The sequence below is a fragment of the Actinophytocola sediminis genome (assembly GCF_054779715.1).
The window spans coordinates 191,286-213,583 of record NZ_BAAGXS010000077.1 but is presented as its reverse complement, the minus strand read 5'-3'; the positions used below and the strand labels follow the sequence as shown (position 1 = coordinate 213,583).

Annotated in this window: 15 protein-coding genes and 2 pseudogenes; 12 read left to right on the top strand and 5 right to left on the bottom strand. The window is 71.9% G+C overall.

What is annotated here, in order from left to right; genetic code table 11:
- Window positions 1-84: 84 nt before the first annotated feature.
- On the bottom strand, window positions 85-1,062 hold the full coding sequence (locus ACYVIP_RS36065; protein ID WP_460404695.1) for a helix-turn-helix domain-containing protein: 978 nt from the start codon (window positions 1,060-1,062) through the stop codon (window positions 85-87).
- Between the two features lie 86 nt (window positions 1,063-1,148).
- Between ACYVIP_RS36065 and ACYVIP_RS36060 the strand changes: the two genes are divergently transcribed.
- From ACYVIP_RS36060 to ACYVIP_RS36020, 9 genes and pseudogenes are all read left to right on the top strand, one after another.
- Window positions 1,149-1,301: a hypothetical protein gene (locus ACYVIP_RS36060; protein WP_460404693.1), complete on the top strand. Its 153-nt coding sequence runs from the start codon at window positions 1,149-1,151 to the stop codon at window positions 1,299-1,301.
- Window positions 1,302-1,378: 77 nt separating this feature from the next.
- A complete protein-coding gene (locus tag ACYVIP_RS36055; protein ID WP_460404691.1) occupies window positions 1,379-2,227 on the top strand; it encodes an SDR family oxidoreductase in 849 nt (282 codons plus the stop codon).
- Complete coding sequence (locus tag ACYVIP_RS36050) at window positions 2,227-3,777, top strand: succinic semialdehyde dehydrogenase (RefSeq protein WP_460404689.1); 1,551 nt, start codon at window positions 2,227-2,229, stop codon at window positions 3,775-3,777. Before ACYVIP_RS36055 ends, ACYVIP_RS36050 begins: the two co-directional genes overlap by 1 nt.
- A gap of 197 nt (window positions 3,778-3,974) precedes the next feature.
- On the top strand, window positions 3,975-5,666 hold the full coding sequence (locus tag ACYVIP_RS36045; RefSeq protein ID WP_460404687.1) for a M14 family metallopeptidase: 1,692 nt from the start codon (window positions 3,975-3,977) through the stop codon (window positions 5,664-5,666).
- A 72-nt stretch (window positions 5,667-5,738) separates the two neighbouring features.
- Window positions 5,739-6,542: pseudogene (locus ACYVIP_RS36040) on the top strand (S1 family peptidase); the annotation flags it as partial.
- A gap of 51 nt (window positions 6,543-6,593) precedes the next feature.
- Window positions 6,594-6,914, top strand: a complete 321-nt coding sequence (locus ACYVIP_RS36035) for a proprotein convertase P-domain-containing protein (protein ID WP_460404783.1) — start codon at window positions 6,594-6,596, stop codon at window positions 6,912-6,914.
- A gap of 212 nt (window positions 6,915-7,126) precedes the next feature.
- Entirely contained in the window at window positions 7,127-8,920 is a 1,794-nt protein-coding gene (locus ACYVIP_RS36030) for an AMP-dependent synthetase/ligase (protein WP_460404685.1), read from the top strand.
- A 52-nt stretch (window positions 8,921-8,972) separates the two neighbouring features.
- Window positions 8,973-10,682: a substrate-binding and VWA domain-containing protein gene (locus tag ACYVIP_RS36025; protein ID WP_460404683.1), complete on the top strand. Its 1,710-nt coding sequence runs from the start codon at window positions 8,973-8,975 to the stop codon at window positions 10,680-10,682.
- Between the two features lie 66 nt (window positions 10,683-10,748).
- Window positions 10,749-12,554: a hypothetical protein gene (locus ACYVIP_RS36020; protein WP_460404681.1), complete on the top strand. Its 1,806-nt coding sequence runs from the start codon at window positions 10,749-10,751 to the stop codon at window positions 12,552-12,554.
- On the opposite strand, the gene ACYVIP_RS36015 is transcribed toward ACYVIP_RS36020, so the two are convergent.
- A complete protein-coding gene (locus tag ACYVIP_RS36015; RefSeq protein ID WP_460404679.1) occupies window positions 12,551-13,249 on the bottom strand; it encodes a class I SAM-dependent methyltransferase in 699 nt (232 codons plus the stop codon). The genes ACYVIP_RS36020 and ACYVIP_RS36015 overlap by 4 nt on opposite strands.
- A gap of 42 nt (window positions 13,250-13,291) precedes the next feature.
- Here ACYVIP_RS36015 and ACYVIP_RS36010 point away from each other — a divergent pair.
- Window positions 13,292-16,330, top strand: a pseudogene (locus ACYVIP_RS36010) (alpha-(1->3)-arabinofuranosyltransferase); the annotation flags it as partial.
- A gap of 894 nt (window positions 16,331-17,224) precedes the next feature.
- Here the strand turns inward: ACYVIP_RS36010 and ACYVIP_RS36005 are convergent.
- On the bottom strand, window positions 17,225-18,448 hold the full coding sequence (locus ACYVIP_RS36005; RefSeq protein WP_460404677.1) for a lipopolysaccharide biosynthesis protein: 1,224 nt from the start codon (window positions 18,446-18,448) through the stop codon (window positions 17,225-17,227).
- Window positions 18,449-18,529: 81 nt separating this feature from the next.
- Between ACYVIP_RS36005 and ACYVIP_RS36000 the strand changes: the two genes are divergently transcribed.
- Window positions 18,530-20,281, top strand: coding sequence for a hypothetical protein (locus ACYVIP_RS36000; RefSeq protein WP_460404675.1), 1,752 nt, complete (start codon window positions 18,530-18,532; stop codon window positions 20,279-20,281).
- Between the two features lie 14 nt (window positions 20,282-20,295).
- Window positions 20,296-20,466, top strand: a complete 171-nt coding sequence (locus ACYVIP_RS35995; RefSeq protein WP_460404673.1) for a hypothetical protein — start codon at window positions 20,296-20,298, stop codon at window positions 20,464-20,466.
- Here ACYVIP_RS35995 and ACYVIP_RS35990 read toward each other — a convergent pair.
- Window positions 20,444-21,184, bottom strand: coding sequence for a class I SAM-dependent methyltransferase (locus tag ACYVIP_RS35990; RefSeq protein WP_460404671.1), 741 nt, complete (start codon window positions 21,182-21,184; stop codon window positions 20,444-20,446). The two genes, ACYVIP_RS35995 and ACYVIP_RS35990, sit on opposite strands and share 23 nt — an antisense overlap.
- Window positions 21,171-22,289 (bottom strand): glycosyltransferase family 4 protein, encoded by a 1,119-nt coding sequence (locus ACYVIP_RS35985; RefSeq protein ID WP_460404669.1) that lies wholly within the window; start codon window positions 22,287-22,289, stop codon window positions 21,171-21,173. Before ACYVIP_RS35985 ends, ACYVIP_RS35990 begins: the two co-directional genes overlap by 14 nt.
- Window positions 22,290-22,298: the final 9 nt, after the last annotated feature.

Below are 22,298 nucleotides of genomic sequence, written 5' to 3'. Positions count from 1 at the left end.
CGAGCACCGCTCGATCTGCGCGCGAGGCGCGTGTCATCCCCCCGTGACCCGATTCTGCTTGCCATTACTCGACGATCACTCGAGCTAATGTCCGATGTGGACCTCGTGGCCCTGCCCGAACGTGCGCCGGTAGTCGTTCGGCGCGACGCCGACGACCCGGTTGAAGTGGTGGCGCAACAGCGCGGCGGAGCCGAACCCGCACTGTTGGGCGATCTCCTCCACCGGCATGCTGGTGTCCTCGAGCAGTTGGCGCGCGTGCAGCACCCGCTGCATGGTCAGCCAGCGGTGCGGGGTGGTGCCGGTCTCGGCGACGAACCGGCGGGCGAACGTGCGCTCGGACATCCGCGCCCGGTTGGCCAGCGCGGCCACCGAGTGCTCGGTGTCGAGGTTGGCGACCATCCAGGTGAGCACCGGCGAGAGGCTGTCGCCGGTGCACTCCGGGATCGGCAGCTCGACGTACTGGCGCTGACCGCCGTCGCGTTGGGGCGGCACGACCATCCGCCTGGCGATCGCGGTCGCGGCGGCCGAGCCGAGCTCGCGGCGGACCAGGTGCAGGCAGGCGTCGATCCCCGCGGCGGTGCCGGCACTGGTGATGATGTCGCCGTCGTCGACGAACAACACGTCCGGATCGAGCAACGCCTTCGGGTGGCGTTCGGCGAGCAGGTCGACATAGCGCCAGTGGGTGGTGCACCGCCGCCCGTCGAGCAGGCCGGCCGCCCCGAGGACGAAGGCGCCACTGCACACCGAGATGAGCGTGGCCCCGCCGGCGGCGGCCGCACGCAGCGCCTCGAGCACGGCGACCGGGTACTGGTCGGGGTCCCGCACGCTCGCGGCCGGCACCGCGACCAGGTCCGCGCCCACGATCCGGTCCAGCCCGAACTCGGGCACCACCTGGGCGCCGACCCCGGTCCGCAGCGGCTCACCCGCCCGCTCCCCACACACCCGGAAGTCGATCGGCGGCACCCCGTCCTCGGTCCGGTCGATCCCGAAAACCTCGCACAGCACGCCGAACTCGAAAACGGCGAACTGGTCGATCAACACCGCGGCGACAGTCCTGAGCACCCCCCGACCATACATGGCAGAAAATTGACGAACATGGTCTGTCCTGCCACTGTTGGCAGGATTGAAAGCAGCGCAAACTTACCGCCATGGAACTCCTCATCACCGCCGCCGTCCTCGCCCTCCTCATCTACGGCCTGGAGCGCAACAAGTCCCACCGCCCGCACACCCTCACCGGCTCCACCCACATCCACGACCGCGACACCGAGCGCCTGACCCTCGACCTCCGCACCCACCCCTGAACCCCGCGCAGGGTTGGCCTGGCGGGGGTGGGTGGAATACATTCCTGCTGGACTGCTTTTTTTGAGGTGGTGGCGTGATGGGTCGGTCGTTGGCTGGCAAGGTTGTCGTGATCACCGGGGGTGGGCGCGGGATCGGGGCGGCCACCGCTGAGGCGCTGGTGAGAGCCGGGGCCCGGGTCGCCATTGGGGACCTGGACCTCGCGGTGGCGACGGAGACCGCGAACCGGCTCGGCGCGGAGGCGTTTCCGTTGGACGTCACCGATCTCGCGGGGTTCACGAAGTTCTTCGAAGAGGTCGAGGGGCGTCTCGGGCCGATCGACGTGCTGATCAACAACGCCGGGATCATGGCGCTCGGGCCGTTCGAGGACGAGACCGACCGGTCAACCGTGCGGCAGCTGGAGATCAACCTGCACGCGGTCATCCACGGCACCCGCGAAGGGGTCAAACGGATGCGCCCGCGCCGCACCGGGCACATCGTCAACATCGCGTCCGCCGCCGGCAAGGCGGGCTTCGCCGGCGGCGCGACCTACTGCGCCACCAAGCACGGCGTGGTCGGTCTCTCCGAGGCGGTCCGCTCGGAGCTGCGCGGCAGCGGCGTCGACCTGACCGTGGTCCTGCCGGCCATCGTGCGCACCGAGCTCGCCAGCGGGCTCAAGGAAGCCCGGTTCTTCAAGTCCGTCGAGCCGACCGACGTCGCCGAGGCCATCGTGAAAGCCCTGCGGCGCCCCAGGTTCGAGGTCTTCGTGCCCGGTTCGCTCGGCGTGATGAACCGCCTCACCCGGCTGCTGCCCCGAGCCGCGGCCGAGTGGCTGGTGCGCGCGCTCAAGGGCGATCAGCTGCTCGTCGACACCGAGCAATCCCAACGCGCCGCCTACGAGGCCCGCGCCGCGGCCAGCGCACCGGGCACCGAACCCGAGTCCGCGTGATGCGCCCGCCCGCGCTCACCCCGGACCTGCTCGAACGCCTCAGCGCGCTGGTCACCGCCGAGTCCGGCGACACCTACACCACCACGGCCGTGTTCACCGGCGGCGACCTGGCCACGCTCCCCCAGTCGACCGTCGCCGACGTGCACACCGCCTACGAACGCGCCGCCCGCGCCCAGCCCGACTGGGCCGCCACCCCGCTGGCCACCCGCCTGGCCGTCTTCGAACGCTTCCACCGGCTGCTGGCGCGCCACCGGGAGGCGGTCACCGACCTGCTCCAGGCCGAGACCGGCAAGGCTCGCCGGGACGCGTTCGAGGAGTTCTGCGAACCGGCCCTGGTCACCAGCTACTACCTGCGCACCGCACCGAGACTGCTGCGCCCGCGCCGGCGCGCCGGCCTGCTCCCCGGGGTGATCAGCGCGCGGGAACTGCGCCAGCCCAAGGGTGTCGTCGGCATCATCGCGCCGTGGAACTACCCGCTCGCGCTGTCGGTCGCCGACCTCATCCCGGCGCTGATCGCCGGCAACGCGGTCGTGCTCAAGCCCGACAGCCAGACCCCGCTCAGCCCGCTGCTCGGTGCCGATCTGCTCTACCGCGCCGGTCTGCCGGCCGGGCTGCTCCAGGTCGTGCTCGGCGACGGGCCGACGATCGGCGGCGCGGTCGTGGACACCTGTGACTACCTCGGTTTCACCGGCTCCTCGCGCACCGGCGCACTGATCGCGCAGCGCGCGGCCGCCCGGCTGGTCGGCTGCTCGCTCGAGCTCGGCGGCAAGAACCCGATGCTCGTGCTGGACGACGCGGACATCGCGCGGACCGCGCGCGCCGCGGTCCGCGCGTGTTTCGCCAACGCCGGGCAGCTGTGCCTTTCCCTGGAACGGATCTACGTGCACGACTCGATCGTCGACCGCTTCGCCGACGCGTTCGTCGCCGAGACCGAGCGGCTGCGGCTGGCCGCCGGCTACCACTACGGCGCCGACGTGGGCTCGTTGTCCTCGGCCCGGGTACTGAAGACGGTGTCCGAGCACGTCGACGACGCCCGCGCGAAGGGCGCGACCGTGCTCACCGGCGGACGCCCCCGGCCCGACCTCGGGCCCTACTTCTACGAGCCGACCGTGCTCGCCGACGTCACCCCCGACATGCGCTGCCACGCCGAGGAGACCTTCGGCCCGGTGGTGTCGCTGTACCCGTTCGCGTCCGAGGACGAGGCGGTGTCGCTGGCCAACCAGACCCCCTACGGGCTCAACGCCGGGGTGTTCGGCCGGGACCGCGCGCGGGCGGGCGCGGTCGGCGCGCGGCTGCGGGTCGGCACGGTGAACGTCAACGACGGCTACGCCGCCGCCTTCGGCAGCACCGACGCCCCGATGGGCGGCATGGGCGCCTCGGGCATCGGCCGTCGCCACGGCGCGGCCGGGCTGCTGAAGTACACCGAGGCGCAAACGATTGCCAGCCAACGGTTCGCCGCGCTCGACCCGCCGCGCTGGGTGCCCTACGGCCAGTACGCGAAGGTGATGACCCGCTCGCTTCGCCTGCTGCGCAAGCTGGGTGTGCGCTGAGCGCTGACTGTGAATTGGGAACAACCAGAGCGCGCCAACGCTGGTTTGCCCCTTGTGGTGGCGTCCGTCTCAGGTAAACATCAGCTACCAGGTGTAGTGGCCGTGAGGGCACCGCAACGGTTTCGGACCACTCGCCGGGACAACTGAAAATCACCTCCGCGCCGACCACAGAACGGCGCCCCTGCAGGAGGCACCGCGTGAGACACACACGCCCGTCCATCATCGCGATCGGGGCGCTGGCCGCCCTGTCGCTGGTCCTGTCAACCAACGGCTCCGCGGCCTCCGAACAGGAATCCGCCGCGCCGTCCGCCAACCGCACCTCCGGCGAGTACTACGTCACCGGTGAGCTCGACATCCATCTGCGCAACGCGGTCGCCAAGACCGGCGCGGTGATCAACTCCGTCGAGCACGGCGCGCTGAACATCACCGCCACCGCCACGGAAGTCCGCGAGATCGAGGCACTCGGCCTCACCGTCGACGCCGAACCCGGCCTGGCGAACACCCATGACCACGGCACCCATGACCACGGTGACGACGTCACCGCCATGGACTTCCCGCCGGCCGACTCGAACTACCACAACTTCGCGGAGATGACCGCGGTGCTCAACACCGCCGTCGCCGACCACCCGACGCTGCTCAGCAAGCGCGTCATCGGTCGCTCATACCAGAACCGCGAGATCGTCGCGCTGAAGATCTCCGACAACGTGGCCACCGACGAGGACGAGCCGGAGGTGCTGTTCACCCACCACCAGCACGCCCGCGAGCACCTGACCGTCGAGATGGCGCTGTACCTGGTCGCCGAGCTGACCGACAAGTACGGCACCGACAGCCGGATCACGAACCTGGTCAACACCAGGGAGATCTGGATCGTGCCGGACATGAACCCCGACGGCGGCGAGTACGACATCAGCTCCGGCTCCTACGCCGGCTGGCGCAAGAACCGGCAGCCCAACTCCGGCAGCTCGTCGATCGGCACCGACCTCAACCGCAACTGGGACTACCAGTGGGGTTGCTGCGGCGGCTCGTCCGGCTCGCCGTCGAGTGAGACCTACCGCGGCTCGGCCGGCGAGTCCGCGCCCGAGGTCAAGGTGGTCGCCGACTTCGTCCGCACCCGCGTCGTGGGTGGCGTGCAGCAGATCAAGACGAACATCGACTTCCACACCTTCTCCGAGCTGGTGCTCTGGCCATACGGCTACACCTACAACGACACCGCGCCCGGGCTGACCGCCAGGGACCAGAGCGCGTTCGCCACGCTGGGCCGCGAGATGGCCGGCACCAACGGCTACACCCCCGAGCAGGCATCGGACCTCTACATCACCGACGGCACGATCGACGACTGGCTGTGGGGCAACCAGCGGATCTTCTCCTACACCTTCGAGATGTACCCGTCTTCGGGCGGCCTCAACGGTTTCTACCCGCCGGACGAGGTCATCGCCCGCGAGACCTCGCGCAACCGGGAGGCCGTACTGCGGTTCCTGGAGTACTCCGACTGCGTGTACCGGGTGATCGGCGAGACCTGCGACGGCTCCGAGCCGCCGCCGGCCGGGCCGACCTTCGAGAACGCCGCCGACGTCACCATCCCGGACGCGGGCGCCGCGGTGACCAGCCCGATCGCGGTCTCCGGCGTCACCGGCAACGCGCCGTCGGACCTCCAGGTGGCGGTGGACATCAAGCACACCTACCGCGGCGACCTCCAGGTCGACCTGGTGGCCCCGGACGGGACCGCGTTCCGGCTCAAGAGCACCAACAACGACTCTGGCGACAACCTCGTCACGACCTACACCGTCAACGCCTCCGGCGAGGCCGCCAACGGAACCTGGCAGCTGCGGGTGCAGGACCTGTACCAGCAGGACACCGGCTACATCGACCGGTGGGCACTCACCTTCTGAACAGCACCTTCCGAACAGCACTAGCTCAACAGCACTAGTTCAACAGCACTGACTACCGAAAGGACCCGACAGATGAACAGCTGGATGTCGAGGCTAAGACGGCTGACCGGACGGGCGGTGCTGGTCACCGTCGGCGCGGCGGCGGTACTCGGCGCGGCCACCGGACAGACCCTCGCGGCACCGCCACCCACGCCGGGTGACGTGCAGCCCCAGGTCGTCGGTGGCGTACGGGCGTCGCAGGGCGAGTTCCCGTGGATGGTGCGGCTGTCCATGGGCTGCGGTGGCGCCATGTACACCCAGCAACTGGTGCTGACCGCGGGTCACTGCGTGAACGGCACCGGCAACAACACCAGCATCACCGCCACGCTCGGCGCGGTGGACCTGCAGGACGCCAACCGGATCACGGTCCGGTCCAACTACGTCTACCGCTCCCCCGGGTACAACAGCGGTGACGACTGGGCGCTGATCCGGCTGGAGCGCGCGGTCGACGTGCCGACGCTGGCGGTGGCCTCCACCACGGCCTACGACAGCGGCACGTTCACCGTCGCCGGCTGGGGCGCGGCCGTGGAGGGCGGCGGCCAGCAGCGCTACCTGCTCAAGGCCAACGTGCCGTTCATCAACGACACCCAGTGCGCGCAGGCGTACTCGGACCTGATCCCGGCCAAGGAGATCTGCGCCGGCAACTGGGACGACGGCGGCGTGGACACCTGCCAGGGTGACTCCGGCGGCCCGATGTTCCGCCGCGACGACAACAACGCGTGGATCCAGGTCGGCATCGTCAGCTGGGGCATCGGCTGCGCGCGGCCGGAGAACCCGGGCGTCTACGCGCAGACGAGCTACTTCTCGGCGCAGATCGCGGCGGCCGCGGCCGACCTCGGTGGCGAGGAGCCGGCGCCGACCTGCACCACCGCGGCCAACACCACCCGGGTGTCGATCCCCGACGGCGGCGCGGCGATCACCAGCCCGGTGACCGTCGCCGGCTGCTCGGGCGCGGCGTCCTCGTCGAGCCAGGTCGCGGTCGACATCAGCCACTCCTACCGAGGTGACCTGGTGATCGACCTGGTGGCCCCGGACGGCACCAGCTACCGGCTGAAGAACTCCAGCGGCAGCGACTCGGCGGACAACGTGAACACCACGTACACGGTGAACGCGGCCAGCGAGACCGCCAACGGCACCTGGCAGCTGCGCGTCCAGGACGTCTACCAGGCCGATGTCGGCACCCTCAACACCTGGTCACTGACCGTCTGAAACCCCAGGTCACCTCGCGAGCCCAACGCTCCCGCCACGCGAGTCCAACCCCGCTGACAGGGTGGACCCGCCGCGCTGGAGCGTTGGGCTCGCGTTTGTGTCGGGGGGTGGCCCTTCGCGCCGTTGGCAGGCAAGATGTGCGGCAAGTTACTGTGAGGTAAGGCGGCGCTGACGTCGCGCGGCCCCCCTTGCTCGTGCTCGAGGAGCTGATCATGCGCGAAGTTGCCGTCCCCCCGCTGGCCACCGTGTCGGACAGTGGCGGCGTGGCCGACGTCGTCTTCACCAACGCCGAGCAGGCGCCGAACTCGATCGCCTTCCGGCGAAAGACCGGCGGCACCTGGGGCGAGGTGACCGCCGCGCAGTTCCACGACGAGGTGGTCGCGGTGGCCAAGGGCCTGGTCGCGCAGGGCGTCGGCCAGGGCGACCGGGTCGCCATCCTGTCGGCCAACTGCTACGAGTGGACCCTGTTCGACTTCGCGATCTGGGTCGCGGGCGCGGTCTCCGTGCCGATCTACGTGACCTCCTCCGACGAGCAGATCGAGTGGATCATGTCCGACTCCGGCGCGATCGCGGTCGTGGTGGAGAACGGCGCGCTGGAGAAGAAGATCGACGCGGTCCGCGCGAAGATTCCCGCGCTCGAGCACGTCTGGCGCATCGACGGCGACGCGGTGGCCACCCTGACCACCTCGGGCGCGGACACCTCGGCCGAGGTCGTCGACGAGCGCCGCCGCGCGGTCGCCCCCGACGACCTCGCCACCATCATCTACACCTCGGGCACCACCGGCCGACCAAAGGGCGTCGTGCTCACCCACCGCAACCTGGTGGCCGCGGTGAGCAACGCGGTGGAGTACCTCGCGCCGATGTTCAAGGGCGAGGGCGGCGTCGAGGCCTCGACGCTGCTGTTCCTCCCGCTGGCGCACGTGTTCGGCCGGATGGTCGAGGTCGGCGCGGTGATGGCCAGGGCCACCCTCGGACACTGGGCCGACGTCAAGACACTGACCGACAACCTCGCGGTGTTCCGGCCGACGTTCATCCTCTCGGTGCCCTACGTGCTGGAGAAGGTCTACAACGGCGCCCGGCAGAAGGCGCACGTCGGCGGCAAGGGCAAGATCTTCGACGCCGCCGCGGCCACCGCCATCGAGTACAGCGAGGCGGCCGGGCGGGCCGGCCTCGGGCTCAAGCTCAAGCACGCGCTGTTCGACCGGCTGGTCTACAGCAAGCTGCGTGCCGCGCTCGGCGGCCAGGTCCGGTACGTGATCTCCGGTGGCGCGGCGCTTGGCACCCGGCTGACGCACTTCTTCCGCGGCGTCGGCATCGTGGTGTTCGAGGGCTACGGGCTCACCGAGTCCACCGCCGCGTCGGTGGTCAACGCGCCAGGGGAGTTCAAGCCGGGCACCGTCGGCAAGCCGCTGCCGGGCACCGCGGTGCGGATCGCCGACGACGGCGAGATCATGCTGCGCGGCGCCGGCGTGTTCACCGGCTACTGGCAGAACGAGGCGGCGACCAAGGAGTCGATCGACGCCGACGACTGGTTCTCCACCGGCGACCTCGGCGAGCTGGACGCCGACGGGTTCCTGCGGATCACCGGGCGCAAGAAGGAGATCCTGGTGACCAGCGGCGGCAAGAACGTGGCGCCGTCGGTGATCGAGGACCGCATCGCCGCCCATCCGCTGGTCGCGCAGGCACTCGTGGTCGGCGACGGGCAGAAGTACATCGCCGCGCTGATCACCATCGACGCCGACTACTTCACCTACTGGAAGACCACGGTCGACAAGTCGGCGACCGCGACCGTCGCCGAGCTGGCCGAGGACCCCGCGCTGCTCGCGGAGATCCAGCGCGCGGTCGACGAGGGCAACCTGGCGGTGTCCACGGCGGAGTCGGTACGCAGGTTCCGCGTCCTGGACACCGAGTTCAACCCGGAGAACGGCTATCTGACCCCGTCACTCAAGCTCAAGCGCAGCGTGATCATGCAAGATTTCTCCGACGAGGTGTCCTCCCTGTATTAGGGTTTGCCCGACCCGAACAACGTCCCTGTGCCGACATTGGAGGGCGACCGCGATGGGACGACATTCGTCGGCCAAGCCACGGGGGCTGCGGTCGCGGTCGCCGATCATCCTGCTGAGCGCGCTGCTCGTGGTGGCCTTACTCGGCTGGTTCGTGTTCGATTTCCTCAACGAGCGGCTGCGGGCCGCCAGTTGCGACACGACCACCCAACTCAACGTGACCGCGGCCGAGGACGTCGCCGGTGTGGTCACCCAGGTCGCCAAGCGGGTCTCCGAGCAGGACGACGGCTCCTGTTTCGACGTGCGGGTGACGCCACGGGAGTCCTCGTCGACCGCGGACGCGCTGGTGCTCTCCGACGGCACCGAGCGGCCGCACGTGTGGATCCCGGAGTCGACGATCTGGTTACAGCGCGCCCAGGAGAAGGGCGCGTGGAACGTGCCGGTGAACGGCACGTCGATCGCCAGCTCGCCGGTGGTGCTCGCGCTCACCGAGGACGCCGCCGGCCGGCTCGGCTGGCCGGCGCAGCCGGTGACCTGGCCCAAGGTGCTCGGGCCGGAACCGGCCGAGCCGCTCACCATCGGCCTGCCCGACCCGGCCCGCGAGCCGGTCGGGGTGTCCACGCTGTTCGCCGTGCGTAACCTGTTCGCCACCGTCGATGACCCCGGCCGCGCGATCACCAGCCAGCTGCGCGGGCTCTCGCCGAACACCGTGCCCCAGGCCGCCGACCTGTTCACCCGGTTACCCGGCGTTGACAGCACCGACGAGCCGCTGGACGGCTTCCCGTCCTCGGAGCTGGCGGTGCTGCGGCACAACGTGCGCAACACCAACGCGCCGCTGGTCGCCGCGTACGCCGAGCCGGCCATTCCGGCGCTGGACTACCCGTTCGTGGTGCTGCCGGACACGCCGAGCACCGAGCGCGAGGCGGCCGAGCGGTTCCTGTCCGCGCTGATCGACCAGGAGTCCGCCGACGAGTTCGCCGACGCCGGCTTCCGCACCCCGGACGGGGAGATGCTGCGCCCCCGGGGTGACGACAAGCGCACCGACGACACCAAGATGACCCCGGTGCCCTTACCCCAGCCCGCCGAGGTCGACGAGGCGCTCAACCAGTGGGCCGGGGTCAACCTGAGCGCACGGATCCAGGTGCTGATCGACGTGTCCGGCTCGATGGCCGAGCCGGTGCCCGGGACCGGGCGCAACCGGATGGCGGTGACCCTGCAGGCCGCGGAGCTGGGCATCGGCCTGATGAAACCGACGACCAAGCTCGGGGTCTGGCTGTTCTCCACCGATCTGGACGGCCCGAACCAGGACTACCGGGAGTTGTTCCCGGTGAAGTCGGTGGCCGAGCTCAAGAACGGCGGGTCCATCGAGGCGCTGCGCGGGGTCCAGGCCCTGCCCAACGGCGCGACCGGGCTCTACGACAGCACCCTGGCCGCCTACCGGTCCTCCACGCAGAACTACGAGGCCGGCCGGATCAACGTGGTGGTCGTGCTGACCGACGGCCGCAACGAGGACGCCAACGGGATCAGCCGGGAGCAGCTGCTGGCCGAGCTGGACGGGTTGCAGGACCCCCGGCGGCCGGTGCAGATCGTCGGCATCGGCATCGGGCCGGACATCGACCAGAAGGAACTGCAAGCCATCTCCGAGGCGACCGGCGGCGAGGCGTTCACCACGCCGGATCCCACCCGCATCAACGAGATCTTCTACGCGGCGCTGTCCAAGCTGCTCTGCCAGCCACCCGCCTGCCAACCCAACGCCGGCGGCTGACGGGCGGCACGTTCGGCGTTAGGGTGAAGCGGAGTCGGGGCTCACTCACGTCCACGCGGGGGTCCCTTGTCTGTCGACGTCCAGGTGTCGGGGCCACGACACCTGAGTCCCCGCCGGCCGGCGCGCTCCCCGGTCGCGATGGTCGCGTTGCTGGTCGCCGCCGTGCCGTTCGTGGTGCACGCGGTGGCCGCGCTGAACGGGTACTTCGGCCAGGACGACTTCATCTTCACCTACCGCGCGGCGCACGCCGCGCCGCACGAGCTCGACTACCTGTTCCAGATCTACAGCGGGCACGTGCAGCCGGGCGCGTTCCTATACGTCTGGGTGGTCACCACCATCGCGCCGCTGAACTTCCCGGTCGCGATGGCGCCGCTGCTGGTGGTGCACGCGCTCACGCTGCTGTTGTGCTGGCGGGTGCTCCGGCGGCTGTTCGGCGTCCGCTGGGCGGTGGTGGTGGCGTTCGCGTTCTTCGCCTGCTCACCGCTGATCCTGTTCCCCACCCTGTGGTTCGCCTACGCGCTGCAGCTGCTTCCGGTGCTGCTGGCGATGTTCGGCGCGATCCACGCGCATCTGCGTTTCCTGCACGGCGAAGGCACCCGGCACGCGGTCTACGCCGGGCTGTGGACGGTGTTCGGGCTCGCGTTCTACGAGAAGGCGGCGCTGATCCCGGCGATGCTGCTCGCGGTGACGATCCTGGTCGCGCCCGCCGGGCGGCCGCCGATCCTGTTCGCCCTGCGTCGCTATCGGTGGGTGTGGCTGGCCAACGGCGCGCTGGTCGGGCTGTTCGTGCTCGGCTACCTGAGCCTGGCCGACGCGCCGGTCAACGAGAACCCGGTCGGCAGCCGGGATGTGCTCAGCCTCAGCTATCGGTCCATTGTGGACACATTGTTGCCTGGGCTGTTCGGTGGCCCGCTCACCGACAGCGCCGGTGGCGCGACGCTGGCCACCCCGCCGGCGTTCGTGCGGATCGGCGCGGCCGTCGCGGCGGTGGCGCTGATCGTGCTCAGCGCGGTCCGCGCCGGCCGGCGGGCGTTGCTGCCGTGGCTGTTCCTCGCCGCCTACCTCGTCGTGGACCTCGCGCTGGTCGCCTCGGCGCGGCTGGGGCTGTTCGGCTCGGTGATCGCCACCGAGCCGCGGTACCTGGCCGACGCGGTACCGGTCGCCGTGCTGTGCGCCGCGTTCGCTTTCCTTGAGCCCCAGCGGATCGGCGCGTCCGCACCCGAGGTGGCGTCCGCGCCGGCGCGGACGCGGGCGCTGGTCGCGGCGCTGACCGCGCTGGTGATGGTGGGCGGGGTGGTGAGCTTTCTGCGGGTCGCGCCCGCGCTGCGGTTCGCCGACGCCCGCGACTACGTGGCCACCGCGCGGGCGGCGCTGGCCGAAGCGCCGGGCATGGTCCTCTACGACACCGCGGTGCCCGGTCCGATCATGATCGACTGGTTCGTCGGGGACGCGTTCACCTCACGGGTGGTCGGCCTGGTACCCGAGTCGCCCCGGTTCGACCGGCCGGCCGAGGAGCTGTACCAGCTCGACGGCACCGGCACACCGCAGCCGATCATCAACCTCACCGACACCACGGCCGCGCTGCCCGGCCCGCAACCCGACTGTGGCTACCAGGTCGGCACCGACGTGGTGCGGATTCCGTTGGCGGACAGGGTGACCGGCCGCCGGATCGTGCGGATCGGTTACTTCACCGGCGAGTCCGGCGACGGCGTGGTCCAGGTTGGCGACACCGCGGTCCGGGCGCGGTTCACCGAGGGCCTGCACGTGCTGCACGTGGTGGCCACCGGGACCTACACCCACGTGGAGATCAGCCGCAGCCTGCGGGTGGCGCCGATCTGCGTCACCGACGTGCTGGCCGGGGTGCCCGGCTAGAACGGGTCGTAGGGGCCGTGGTGGCCCAACCAGCCGGCGACCGCGCGCAACCGTAGGCGCAGCAACACTTTCAGGAACACGTTGCCGAGAAACCACGGCAGCTGGCGGAGTACCCGCAGCCGGTCGGCGAACCCGGGCCGGCGCAGGGTGAACCTGGCCAGCGAGCGGCTGCGGTCCAGGTAGCGGTACCGCGAGCCGAGCAGCACCTTGTGCAGCGTGCCGGCGGTGACGCCGATCGAGGAGAAGCAGTCGTGCACGAGGATGTCGCCGCCCGGCGGCAGGTGGGCCGACCAGCGTAGGTCGTCCACATAGGTCCAGTAGTCGTGCTTGCCGTCCACGTAGAGCAGCTCGAACGGCCGGGACCAGGTGGGCCGCAGTCGCGTGGAGTAACCGACCACCAGCTCCACGACGTCGTCCAGGCCGGCGGCGGCGATGTTGGCTTCGAACAGCTCCCGAGTGGACGCCCCGCCGAACAGCCGGCCGTCGACGAACGCGTCGATCGCCACGACCGTCGCGCCGATGTCGCGGGCCGCGTGCCCGAGGATCACCGTGGAGCGGCCCTGGTGGCTGCCGATCTCCACCACGGTCGCGCCCGGCTCCAGCCGGCGCACCGCGTCCCACAGCATTCTGGCCTGGTCCTCGGTGAGCCAGCCGGGAACCTCGGCCACCGACGCCCACGCGTGGTCGAAGTCCACCGCTCTCCCATCAGCGCAAGATCGGCCCACTCTAGCCCTAGTATGCGGACGATGTTATCCACCGACGGTAGGGTCGGCCGGTTGCTGCGCAACCCGGCCGCCTGGGTGATGCTCGGGCTCACCCTGCTGTCGTTCCTCCAGCGGCCCGGCCGCACCACCTTCGACACCAAGCTCGACCTGGCCGTCGACCCGATCGCCTTCCTCACCCGCGCGCTGCACCTGTGGAACCCCGAGGCCACCGGCGGCGAGCTGCAGAACCAGGCCTACGGCTACCTGTTCCCGATGGGCCCGTTCTTCGCCGCCGGCCAGCTGCTCGGCCTGCCGCCATGGCTCACCCAGCGGGTGTGGTGCGCGCTGCTGCTCTGCCTCGCGTTCGGCGGGCTGCTGGCGCTGGCCCGCGCGCTGCGGGTGGGCACCGAGCCAGCCCGGTTCGTCGGCGCGCTCGCCTACACCCTCGCCCCCAGGATGCTCACCGAGATCGGCCCGCTCTCGGCCGAGATGCTGCCAGCCGTCGCCCTCCCGTGGGTGCTGTTGCCGCTGGTCAGAGCCGGTCGGATCGGCTCGCCGCGGCGGGCGGCCGGCCTGTCGGCGCTGGCCGTGCTCTGTATGGGCGGGGTCAACGGCGCGATGGTGCTGATGGCGCTGGTGCTGCCCGGACTGTGGCTGCTGACCCGCCGGTGGAGCGCCGAGCACGTCCGGCTGGTCGCCTGGTGGTGTGTCTCGGTGATCGCGGTCTGCCTGTGGTGGATCCTGCCGCTACTGCTGCTCGGCGAGTACAGCCTGCCCTTCCTCGACTACATCGAGTCCGCGACGAACACCACCGCGCCGATGTCGCTGTGGGAGGTGCTGCGCGGCACCAACCAGTGGGTCGCCTACGTCGTCGCCGGCACGCCGTGGTGGCCATCGGGCTTCATGCTGATCGACAACCCGGTGTTGATGCTGGTCACCGGCCTGGTCGCGGCGGTTGGCCTGTTCGGGCTGGTACTCGGCCGGCTGCCCGAGCGCCGCTTCCTCACCCTCGGCGTGCTCACCGGCCTGGTGCTGCTGACCGTGGGTTATGTCGGCACGCTGGACGGCCCGCTGGCCGCGACCGTGCGCGAGCTGCTGGACGGGCCGCTCGCCCCGCTACGCAACGTGCACAAGTTCGAGCCGGTCCTGCGGCTGCCGCTGACCCTCGCGTTCACCCACGCGCTCGCCGGGCGGCTGCCCGGCCTGGCGCGCGGCACCTCGACGCTGCGCGCCAACCGCGCCCGGGTCGCCGTCGGCTGCCTGTTGGTCGCGGTGATGGCCGCCCCGGCCTGGCTGCTCACGCTGCGTCCCGGTCCCGGCTGGGCCGAGGTGCCCGACCACTGGCGCGCGGCGATGACCTGGGTCGCCGACCAGGACGACGACGCGCGCACGCTGCTGCTGCCCGGCTCCGGGTTCGGCGACTACAGCTGGGGACGCACGGTCGACGAGCCGGCGCAGGCGCTGGCCAGGTCGCCGTGGGCGGTGCGCAGCCAGATCCCGCTCGGCTCGGAGGGCAACACCCGGCTGATGGACACCGTCGAGGACGCGCTGACCAACGCCCGCGGCTCACCGGAGCTGGCCGCGTTCCTTGCCCGTGCCGGCTACCGGTTCCTGTTGCTGCGCAACGACCTCGACCAGTCCAGTACCGGCGCGCCCGCCCCGGACGCGCTGCGCGCCGGGCTGGCCGGCTCGCCGGGACTGCGCCGGGTCGGCGAGTTCGGGCCGCCGGTGCGCCTGGAGGGCGTCGGCGAGGTGCCGGCGATCGAGATGTACGAAGTGGACAGTGCGGTACCGCGCACCACCCTGATGTCCACTTCGGACGTGCCGACGGTGAGCGGCGGCCCGGAGTCGTTGCTGCCGTTGCTGGAGTCCGGGCTGCTGGACGCGGACACCCCGACGGTGCTCGCCGGCGACGGCGGGCTGGCTGACTCGTCGCGCTGGCTGGTCACCGACGGGCTGCGCCACCGGGAGCGCAACGTCGGGCGGGTGCGGGACAACCTGAGCCAGACCCTGGCCGCCGAGGAGACGCCGAGACAGGCCCGGCCGTCAACCGACGTGCTGCCCTTCCGCGGCATCGAGCACCAGACGGTGGCCGCCTACCGCGGCATCCGCGGCGTGCACGCGTCCACCTCGATCGCGTTCGCCGACGCGGTCAGCGCCTCGGACCCGTCCGGCCAGCCGTTCGCGGCGATCGACGGCGACCCGCTGACCGCCTGGCGCTCGTCGAGCTTCACCGGCCCGGACGGGCAGTGGCTCGAGCTGGAGCTGGACACGCCCCGGCAGGTCAGCGAGGTGACCATGCGGATCGTGGACAGTCTGCGGGTTGGCTGGCCGGTGACCAGGATCCGGCTCACCACCGACACCGGCAGCGTGGACCACGACGTCGCCAGGGGCGGCGGCGAACAGCGCTTCACCACCGCCCCCGGGCTCACCAGCACGGTCCGGGTGACCGTGCTCGGCGTCGCGGCCGGCAAGCAGACCGGCAACGTGGCCATCGCCGAGCTCGCCGTGCCGGGGGTGAGTCCGTTGCGCGCGCTGCGGGTGCCGGCCGACGCCGCGCCGGAAACCGGGCAGGAGACGGCCTTCGCGTTCAGCCGGGGCGCGGTGCCGAGGTACGCCTGCGTCGCCGGGCGCTGCACGGCCGACTCGGCCAGGGACGGCGAGGAGCCGGCCGGCGTGCACCGGCTGTTCCGGACCGCGTCGGCCGGGACCTTCCAGCTCGGCGGGACGGTGCTGCCGGCGGCGGGCGGCACCGTGCCCGGCTCGCCGGACGGGCTCGCGGTGTCCGGCTCGAGCCAGCTGGCCGGTGACCCGGCGGCGAGCCCGCTCTCGGCCGTCGACGGCGACCAGCAGACGACCTGGATCGCCGACACCACCGACCTGAACCCGACCCTGCGCCTGGAGTGGGACCAACCGGTGCGGATCAAGGATCTCCGACTGTCCACAGCGGAGGATTCGGGCGGCTCCCGGCCGACCGACGTGCAGATCACGGTGCCGAAGGGCACCCAGTCGGTGCCGGTCACCCCCGACGGGGTGGCCCGGTTCGCGCTGACCACCGACCGGATCGAGATCACCGTGCGCGGCCACGAGGCCCGGCCGGGCGCGCCGGCCGGGATCACCGAGCTGACCTTCGGCGGCGTCGACCTGCCGGCGCCGCCGACCGACTTCGCGGTGCCGTGCGGGTCCGGGCCGACCGTGGAGCTCGACGGGTTCGTCTACCAGACCTCGGTCGCCGGCACCCGCGCGGACTTCCTCGCCCACCGGCCACTGCGCCTGTCGACCTGCCGTGACCTGGTCGGCGGGGTCGAGCTGCCGGCGGGCGAGCACGAGCTGCGCACCGGCGCGTCGGACTCGTTCGTCGTACAGGACCTCAGCCTTGCTCCATCCACATCGGACTCCGCGAAGCCGGAGCCGCGCGCGCACACGGTGACCCGCTGGGACGTCGCCGACCGCGAGCTGACCGTGGCCGAGGGCCCGGCGGCGATCCTCGCCGTGCCGGAGAACGCGAACGACGGCTGGGTGGCCACAATGGACGGTCAGCCGCTTGCCAGGGCCAGAGTGGACGGCTGGCAGCAGGCGTGGCTGGTGCCCGCCGGCGAGGGCGGCACCGTGTCACTGACCTTCGGCCCGGACGCCCAGTACCGCCAGGGCCTGGCGATCGGCGGCGGCACCGCGGCGCTGCTCGCGCTGTCGGTGCTGGTGCCACCCCGGCGACGGCGACTCGTCGACGTGCGGGCGAGCGGGCGGGCGCTGGTGCCGGTGGTGCTGATCGGGCTGTTGGTGGTGCTCGGCGGGATGCTGCCGGTGGTGCTGCTGATCGCGTGCCTGCTGCTGCGGTCGCTGTGGCCGCCCGCGCCGAGATGGCTGGTGCTCGGCGGCGCGCTGACCGCGACGGTGGTCGCGGTGACCGGCAGAGTGCTGGAGTACGGGCAGTCCTGGGCCTACGGGTGGGTGGCGCAGAGCGCGCTACTGCTGGCCGCGGCCGCCGCCGTGTCCGTGTGCGTCGACTGGTTCGACCCGCCTGGCCCGCAGCTCGACCAGCGCGCCGGCACCCACCAGCAGCCCGGTGGCCACGACCGCGGCGGTGACCACCTCGGCGAGGCTGTGGTGGAGCCAGAGGGTGACCAGCGCGGCCTCCACCACGACCGCGGCCCAGATCAGCAGGGTTGACCGCCGGTCGGCACTGGCGATGCGGGAGTACAGCAGGATCTGCACGAGCGAGAGCAGCGACCCGACGATCGCGAACGCCCACAGCGGCAGGTCGCTGCCGGCGTAGTCGGCGCCGCCGATGATCGCGACCACCGTCGGCCCCATGGTCGCGGTGCCCAGGACGACGACACTGTCCAGCGCGGCGCAGACCAGCAGCGCGACCGGCACGAACCGCCGCCTGCCGGCCGCGTCGGCCAGCCGGGGCAGCACCAGGATGGCGACCGCCTGCGGCAGCCAGTAGGCGATCTTGGTGACGATCGCGCCGACGGCGTACTCGCCCGCCTCGTCGGCGGGCAGGTGGTGGCGCGCGAGCACGAGGTCGAGGTTGACCAGCAGGACGAGCGCGAGCATCGCCTGCACCGCGTGCAGCACCTCGCGGATGTGGCCGCGGTGGTGGCGGGCCGGGCGGGGCCGGCCGACCACCACCCAGCCGATCATGGCCACCACCAGCGCGCCGATGGCCGTGCAGGCCAGCGCGCCGGTGGCGTCCCGGAAGATCGCGAGCCCGACGGCGGTGCCGCCGATCCGCACGAGGCCCTCGCAGCCGAGCAGCGCGGCCAGCGCGCCGAAGCGGCGGGTGCCCTGGAGCATGCCGTACCAGAGGCAGGTCATGGTGATCGAGGCGAGCGAGGCGGCCACGCACAGCGCCGGCCAGATGCTGTCCAGGTGCAGCAGCGCCATCAGCAGCGGCGCCGAGCCGGCCGTGACGGCGGTGACCACAGCGCTGGTGGTGAGCCCGAGGGAGCACAGTTGGCTGGCGCCGTCCCGGCCCGCCCGCGCGATCCGCAGTGCGGCCGCGGTCTGCAGCCCCATGGCCGGCACCGCGCCGACGACCAGCACCGCGAGCAGCGAGCCCAGCTCGCCGAAGTCGGCGGGGACCAGCAGGCGCGCGCCGGCGACGTTGAGCAGGTAGGAGGCGGCCTGGTTGCCGGCGACGCCGATGGTGACCAGCAGCGCGGTGAGCCGTATGCGCTCCGCCACCGTCACCTCCCCGGCTACCGACGAGCGGACCATAGCCGACAGTGGGGGTGCTGGGGAGTCCGCCGGAAGTAGCCTCCTCGCATGCGGGCGGTCGGGGTGGTGGCGGTGGGGCTGGCGTTGCTGGTGCTCGCGCCGCTGCTCGGGCGGGGGTTCGTGCTCAGCTACGACATGGTGTTCACGCCGAGGCAGTGGCTGTTGCCGGAGGCGTTGGGGCTGTCCTCGGCGCTGCCGAGGTCGGTGCCGGCCGATGCCGTGGTCGCGCTGCTGACGGCGGTGGTGCCGGGTGATGTCGTGCAGCAGGTGGTGTTGCTGGCGGCGCTGGTCGCGGGGCCGGTGGGGGCGGGGCTGCTGGTGCCGACGGGGTCGGTCGGGGTGCGCGTGGTGGCGGCGGTGACGTACGGGTGGAGCGGGTATGTGGCCGAGCGGTTGTTCATCGGGCACTGGCCGTATCTGCTGGCGTACGCGTGCCTGCCGTGGGTGGCGCGCGCGGGGTTGGCGCTGCGGGCGGGGTGGGGCGTTGGCCGCCGGCCCCCGGTAACCAGTTTACCGGCCGGCACCGACAGTCCCGCTGATCGCGACCTGCGCCCGAGCGCCTCGAGGGAGTCCACGCGACGGGCGGTGGCGTTGTTGGCCGTGACCTCCGCGCCCGCGGTGCTCACGCCATCCGGGGGGCTGCTCGCGGCCATGGTCGGCATCGTCTGCGGGGGTCGACGCGCGCTGCTGGTGACCGTGCCGCTCGCGGTCGTGCTCAACGCGCCGTGGTGGCTGCCGGCGATCCTGCACCCGTCCGGTGGGCTGTCCTCCCCGGACGGCTCGGCCGCGTTCGGCGCCCGGGGCGAGAACTGGGCCGGCACCATCACCAGCCTGCTGGGACTGGGCGGGATCTGGAACGCCGAGGTCGTCCCCGCCAGCCGCGCCAACCCGCTCGTCCCCGTGCTCACCATCGCCATCGCCGTGGTCGCGGTCCTCGGCTGGCGGGAGTGGCGCCGGCGGCAGGGCTCGGCGACCACCGGGCTGATCGTGCTGGGGCTCGGCGGCGTCGTGCTCGGCGCGCTCGGCGGCACGGCCGCGGTCGGCTGGTTGGCGGCCAACGTTCCCGGGGGCGGGCTGTTGCGGGACTCCCAGAAGTGGGTCGCCTGGTGGGCGCTGCCGCTCGCCGTCGGGTTCGCGCTCGGTGTCGGCGCGGCGGCGCGCACGCTGGCCAGGGGCGGGCGGCTGCTGCTGGTCGCGGCCGCGATCGTGCCGCTGGCGATGATGCCGGACCTGGCCTGGGGCGGCTTCAACCGGCTCGAGGCGGTCGAGTACCCGGCGGACTGGCAGGCCGTGGCCGACCGGCTGGCCACCGACCCCCGGCCGGGCGACGTGGTCGCGCTGCCGCTGTCGGCCTTCCGGCAGTTCGGCTGGAACGACCACCGCACCCAGCTCGACCCCGCCCCGCGCGCGCTCCCCCGGCCCACGGTCATCGACGACACCCTCTACGTCTCCGGGAAGGCGGTGCCCGGCGAGGACCGGCGCGCGGCCGAGGTCCGGGCCACCGTCGCCGAGGGTGGCGATCTTGGTCGGCTCGGTATCGGCTGGGTGCTGGTCGAGCACGGCACCCCCGGCGCGCCGACGGCCACCGTCACCGCCGGCCTAGACCGGGTTCACCAGGGCGAATGGCTCGATCTGTACCGGGTCCCCGGCTCGGTGACGCCCTCGGCGGCGCGCACCCCGCCGGTCGCGCCGGTCGTCGTGGCCGATGTGATCGCACTCGCAACTGTCACGCTGGGCTTGTTGTGGCTTGTGTTACCAGCCGGTAGATTGAGCCCGTCCAGACCCCGTCGGCGGGAGTAGGCACCGTGGGAAAGATGGTCGGCGCGATCGCAGCCGTTCTGGTCGGGCTCGCGCTCGCCACCGGGGTCGCGGTCGCCGTGTCCTCGGCCTCCGCCCCGGACAAGGGCGTCAACCTCAACGAGCCGGGCACGCCGAACAACTTCGGCGGCGGCCGCAACACGGTCAACTACGGGACGGCCCCCTGAGCACGTACCTGGTCGAGCGCCAGTGCGTCGCGCGATCGTCGACCGTCCTGGTCGCCAGCACCGCACCACCGGCCGCGCCGACCACCCGCCGCACCCGTGCCGGCGGGAACCGGGTCATCCGCATCGGCGCCGGATAGCCGAGCAGCCGCCGCTGCGCCTGCCGGACCACCGGGCCGGGAACCACCCGCCACACCAGGCCCTTGAACGTCCACAGTGGACGGGTCGTGCACTGCAGCAGCGCCACCCCGCCCGGGGCGAGCACCCTCGCGAACTCCCGCAGGTAGCCCTCGATCACCCGCCTCGGCAGGTGTTGGAGCACCAGTTCGGAGTAGACCAGGTCGAAGCCGCCGGTGTCGAACGCGGACAGGTCGCTGGCCTCGTTCAGCACGAACCGGCAGTTGGCCGGCGGGTCCAGGGTGCGCGCGGTGGCCAGCATCGCGGGCGCCACGTCCACGCCGACCACCTCGTCGGCGTAGGCGGACAGCGCCTGGGTCAGTCGCCCGGCCCCGCAGCCGAAGTCGAGCACCCGCCCCCAGCGCGGCCCGGCCCCGATCTCGGCCAGCCAGGACACCGCGCCGGCCACGTCCACCCGGCCGGTCTCCAGGAACTGCGCGGGATCCCAGCGACCGCCCCGCTTGTCCGCGGCGACGTACACGGCCCACAGCGGGTCCTGTTCCGCCAGCCGGACCCAGTCCCGCCGTACGTCATCGAAGCTCACGTCGGGCATTAAACGCCATACTCCGCACCAGCACTCGTTCGAAGGCGTCCACGCTGTGCTCCCACGCGAACGTCGCCGCCCGTCGCCTGCCGGCCTCGCCGAACGACGCGCGCAGCTCCGGTGCGGCCAGCAGGCGCTCGACCTGCCGGGTGAAGTCGTCGAAATCGTTGGCCAGCAAGCCGGTCTCACCATCCACAATGGACTCCGCGACCCCGCCGGCACGGTGGTAGGCGACCGACGGCACGCCGTGCGCGGCGGCTTCCATGATCGCGATCCCCCAGCCCTCCTTGACCGAAGGACACAGGTGCACCCAGGCGCGCGCCAGGATCTCGTGCTTGTCCTGCTCGCCGACATACCCGTGCAGCGTGACCCGGTCGGCCAGGTCGTGCCGGTGCACGTGCTCGACCAGGTTGGCCAGCCACCAGCCGTCACCGACGACCTCCAGCCGCAGCTTGGGCCAGCGGTCGAGTAATCGGGCCATGGCGTCCACCGCGTGCTCGACCCGCTTGTGCGGCACCACCCGGCCGACCACCACCAGCACCGGGTCCTGGTCGCGCTCGGCGCGCACCGGCGGGGCCGGGTCCATCCCGTTGTGCACCACGGTGGTCCGCGCGGTCGACACGCCGAGACCGGCCAGCTCGCGCCGGGTCTGCTCGGACACCGTGAGGTACGCGCAGTTCCGGTACAGCAACGGCGCCAGCCGCGACTCCACCCACCAGCCGACCCGGCCGAGCATCGGCCCGACCACCGCCGGCCACTGCTCGCGGTGCACGTGGTGCACCAGCACCAACACCGGACACCTGGCCACCAGCCGGGAGAAGAACGGCATGCCGGCCTGCACGTCCACCACCACGTCCGGGCGCAACCGCACCACGGCCACCAGCGCCAGCAGGTACACCGTCCAGCGCCCGCCCCGGCGGCGGAACCGCACCCCGTCGACCCACTCGTCGGCCGGCGCGCGCCCGTGCGCGGCGCACTGGACCGTCACCCGGTAACCGCGCCGGACCAGCCCACGCGCGATGCGCTCGTTGTACCGTTCGGAACCGCCACCCTCCGGGTGCGCCGTATCTCGCCAGTTCACGAGGAGTACCGACGGACTGTTCATCCATTCTCC

Coding starts and splice junctions, on each gene's coding strand:
- ACYVIP_RS36060 (WP_460404693.1), top strand. CDS start 1,149: ATGGAACTCCTCATCACCGCCGCCGTCCTCGCCCTCCTCATCTACGGC.
- ACYVIP_RS36055 (WP_460404691.1), top strand. CDS start 1,379: ATGGGTCGGTCGTTGGCTGGCAAGGTTGTCGTGATCACCGGGGGTGGG.
- ACYVIP_RS36050 (WP_460404689.1), top strand. CDS start 2,227: ATGCGCCCGCCCGCGCTCACCCCGGACCTGCTCGAACGCCTCAGCGCG.
- ACYVIP_RS36030 (WP_460404685.1), top strand. CDS start 7,127: ATGCGCGAAGTTGCCGTCCCCCCGCTGGCCACCGTGTCGGACAGTGGC.
- ACYVIP_RS36025 (WP_460404683.1), top strand. CDS start 8,973: ATGGGACGACATTCGTCGGCCAAGCCACGGGGGCTGCGGTCGCGGTCG.
- ACYVIP_RS36000 (WP_460404675.1), top strand. CDS start 18,530: ATGCGGGCGGTCGGGGTGGTGGCGGTGGGGCTGGCGTTGCTGGTGCTC.
- ACYVIP_RS35995 (WP_460404673.1), top strand. CDS start 20,296: ATGGTCGGCGCGATCGCAGCCGTTCTGGTCGGGCTCGCGCTCGCCACC.
- ACYVIP_RS35985 (WP_460404669.1), bottom strand. CDS start 22,289: ATGAACAGTCCGTCGGTACTCCTCGTGAACTGGCGAGATACGGCGCAC.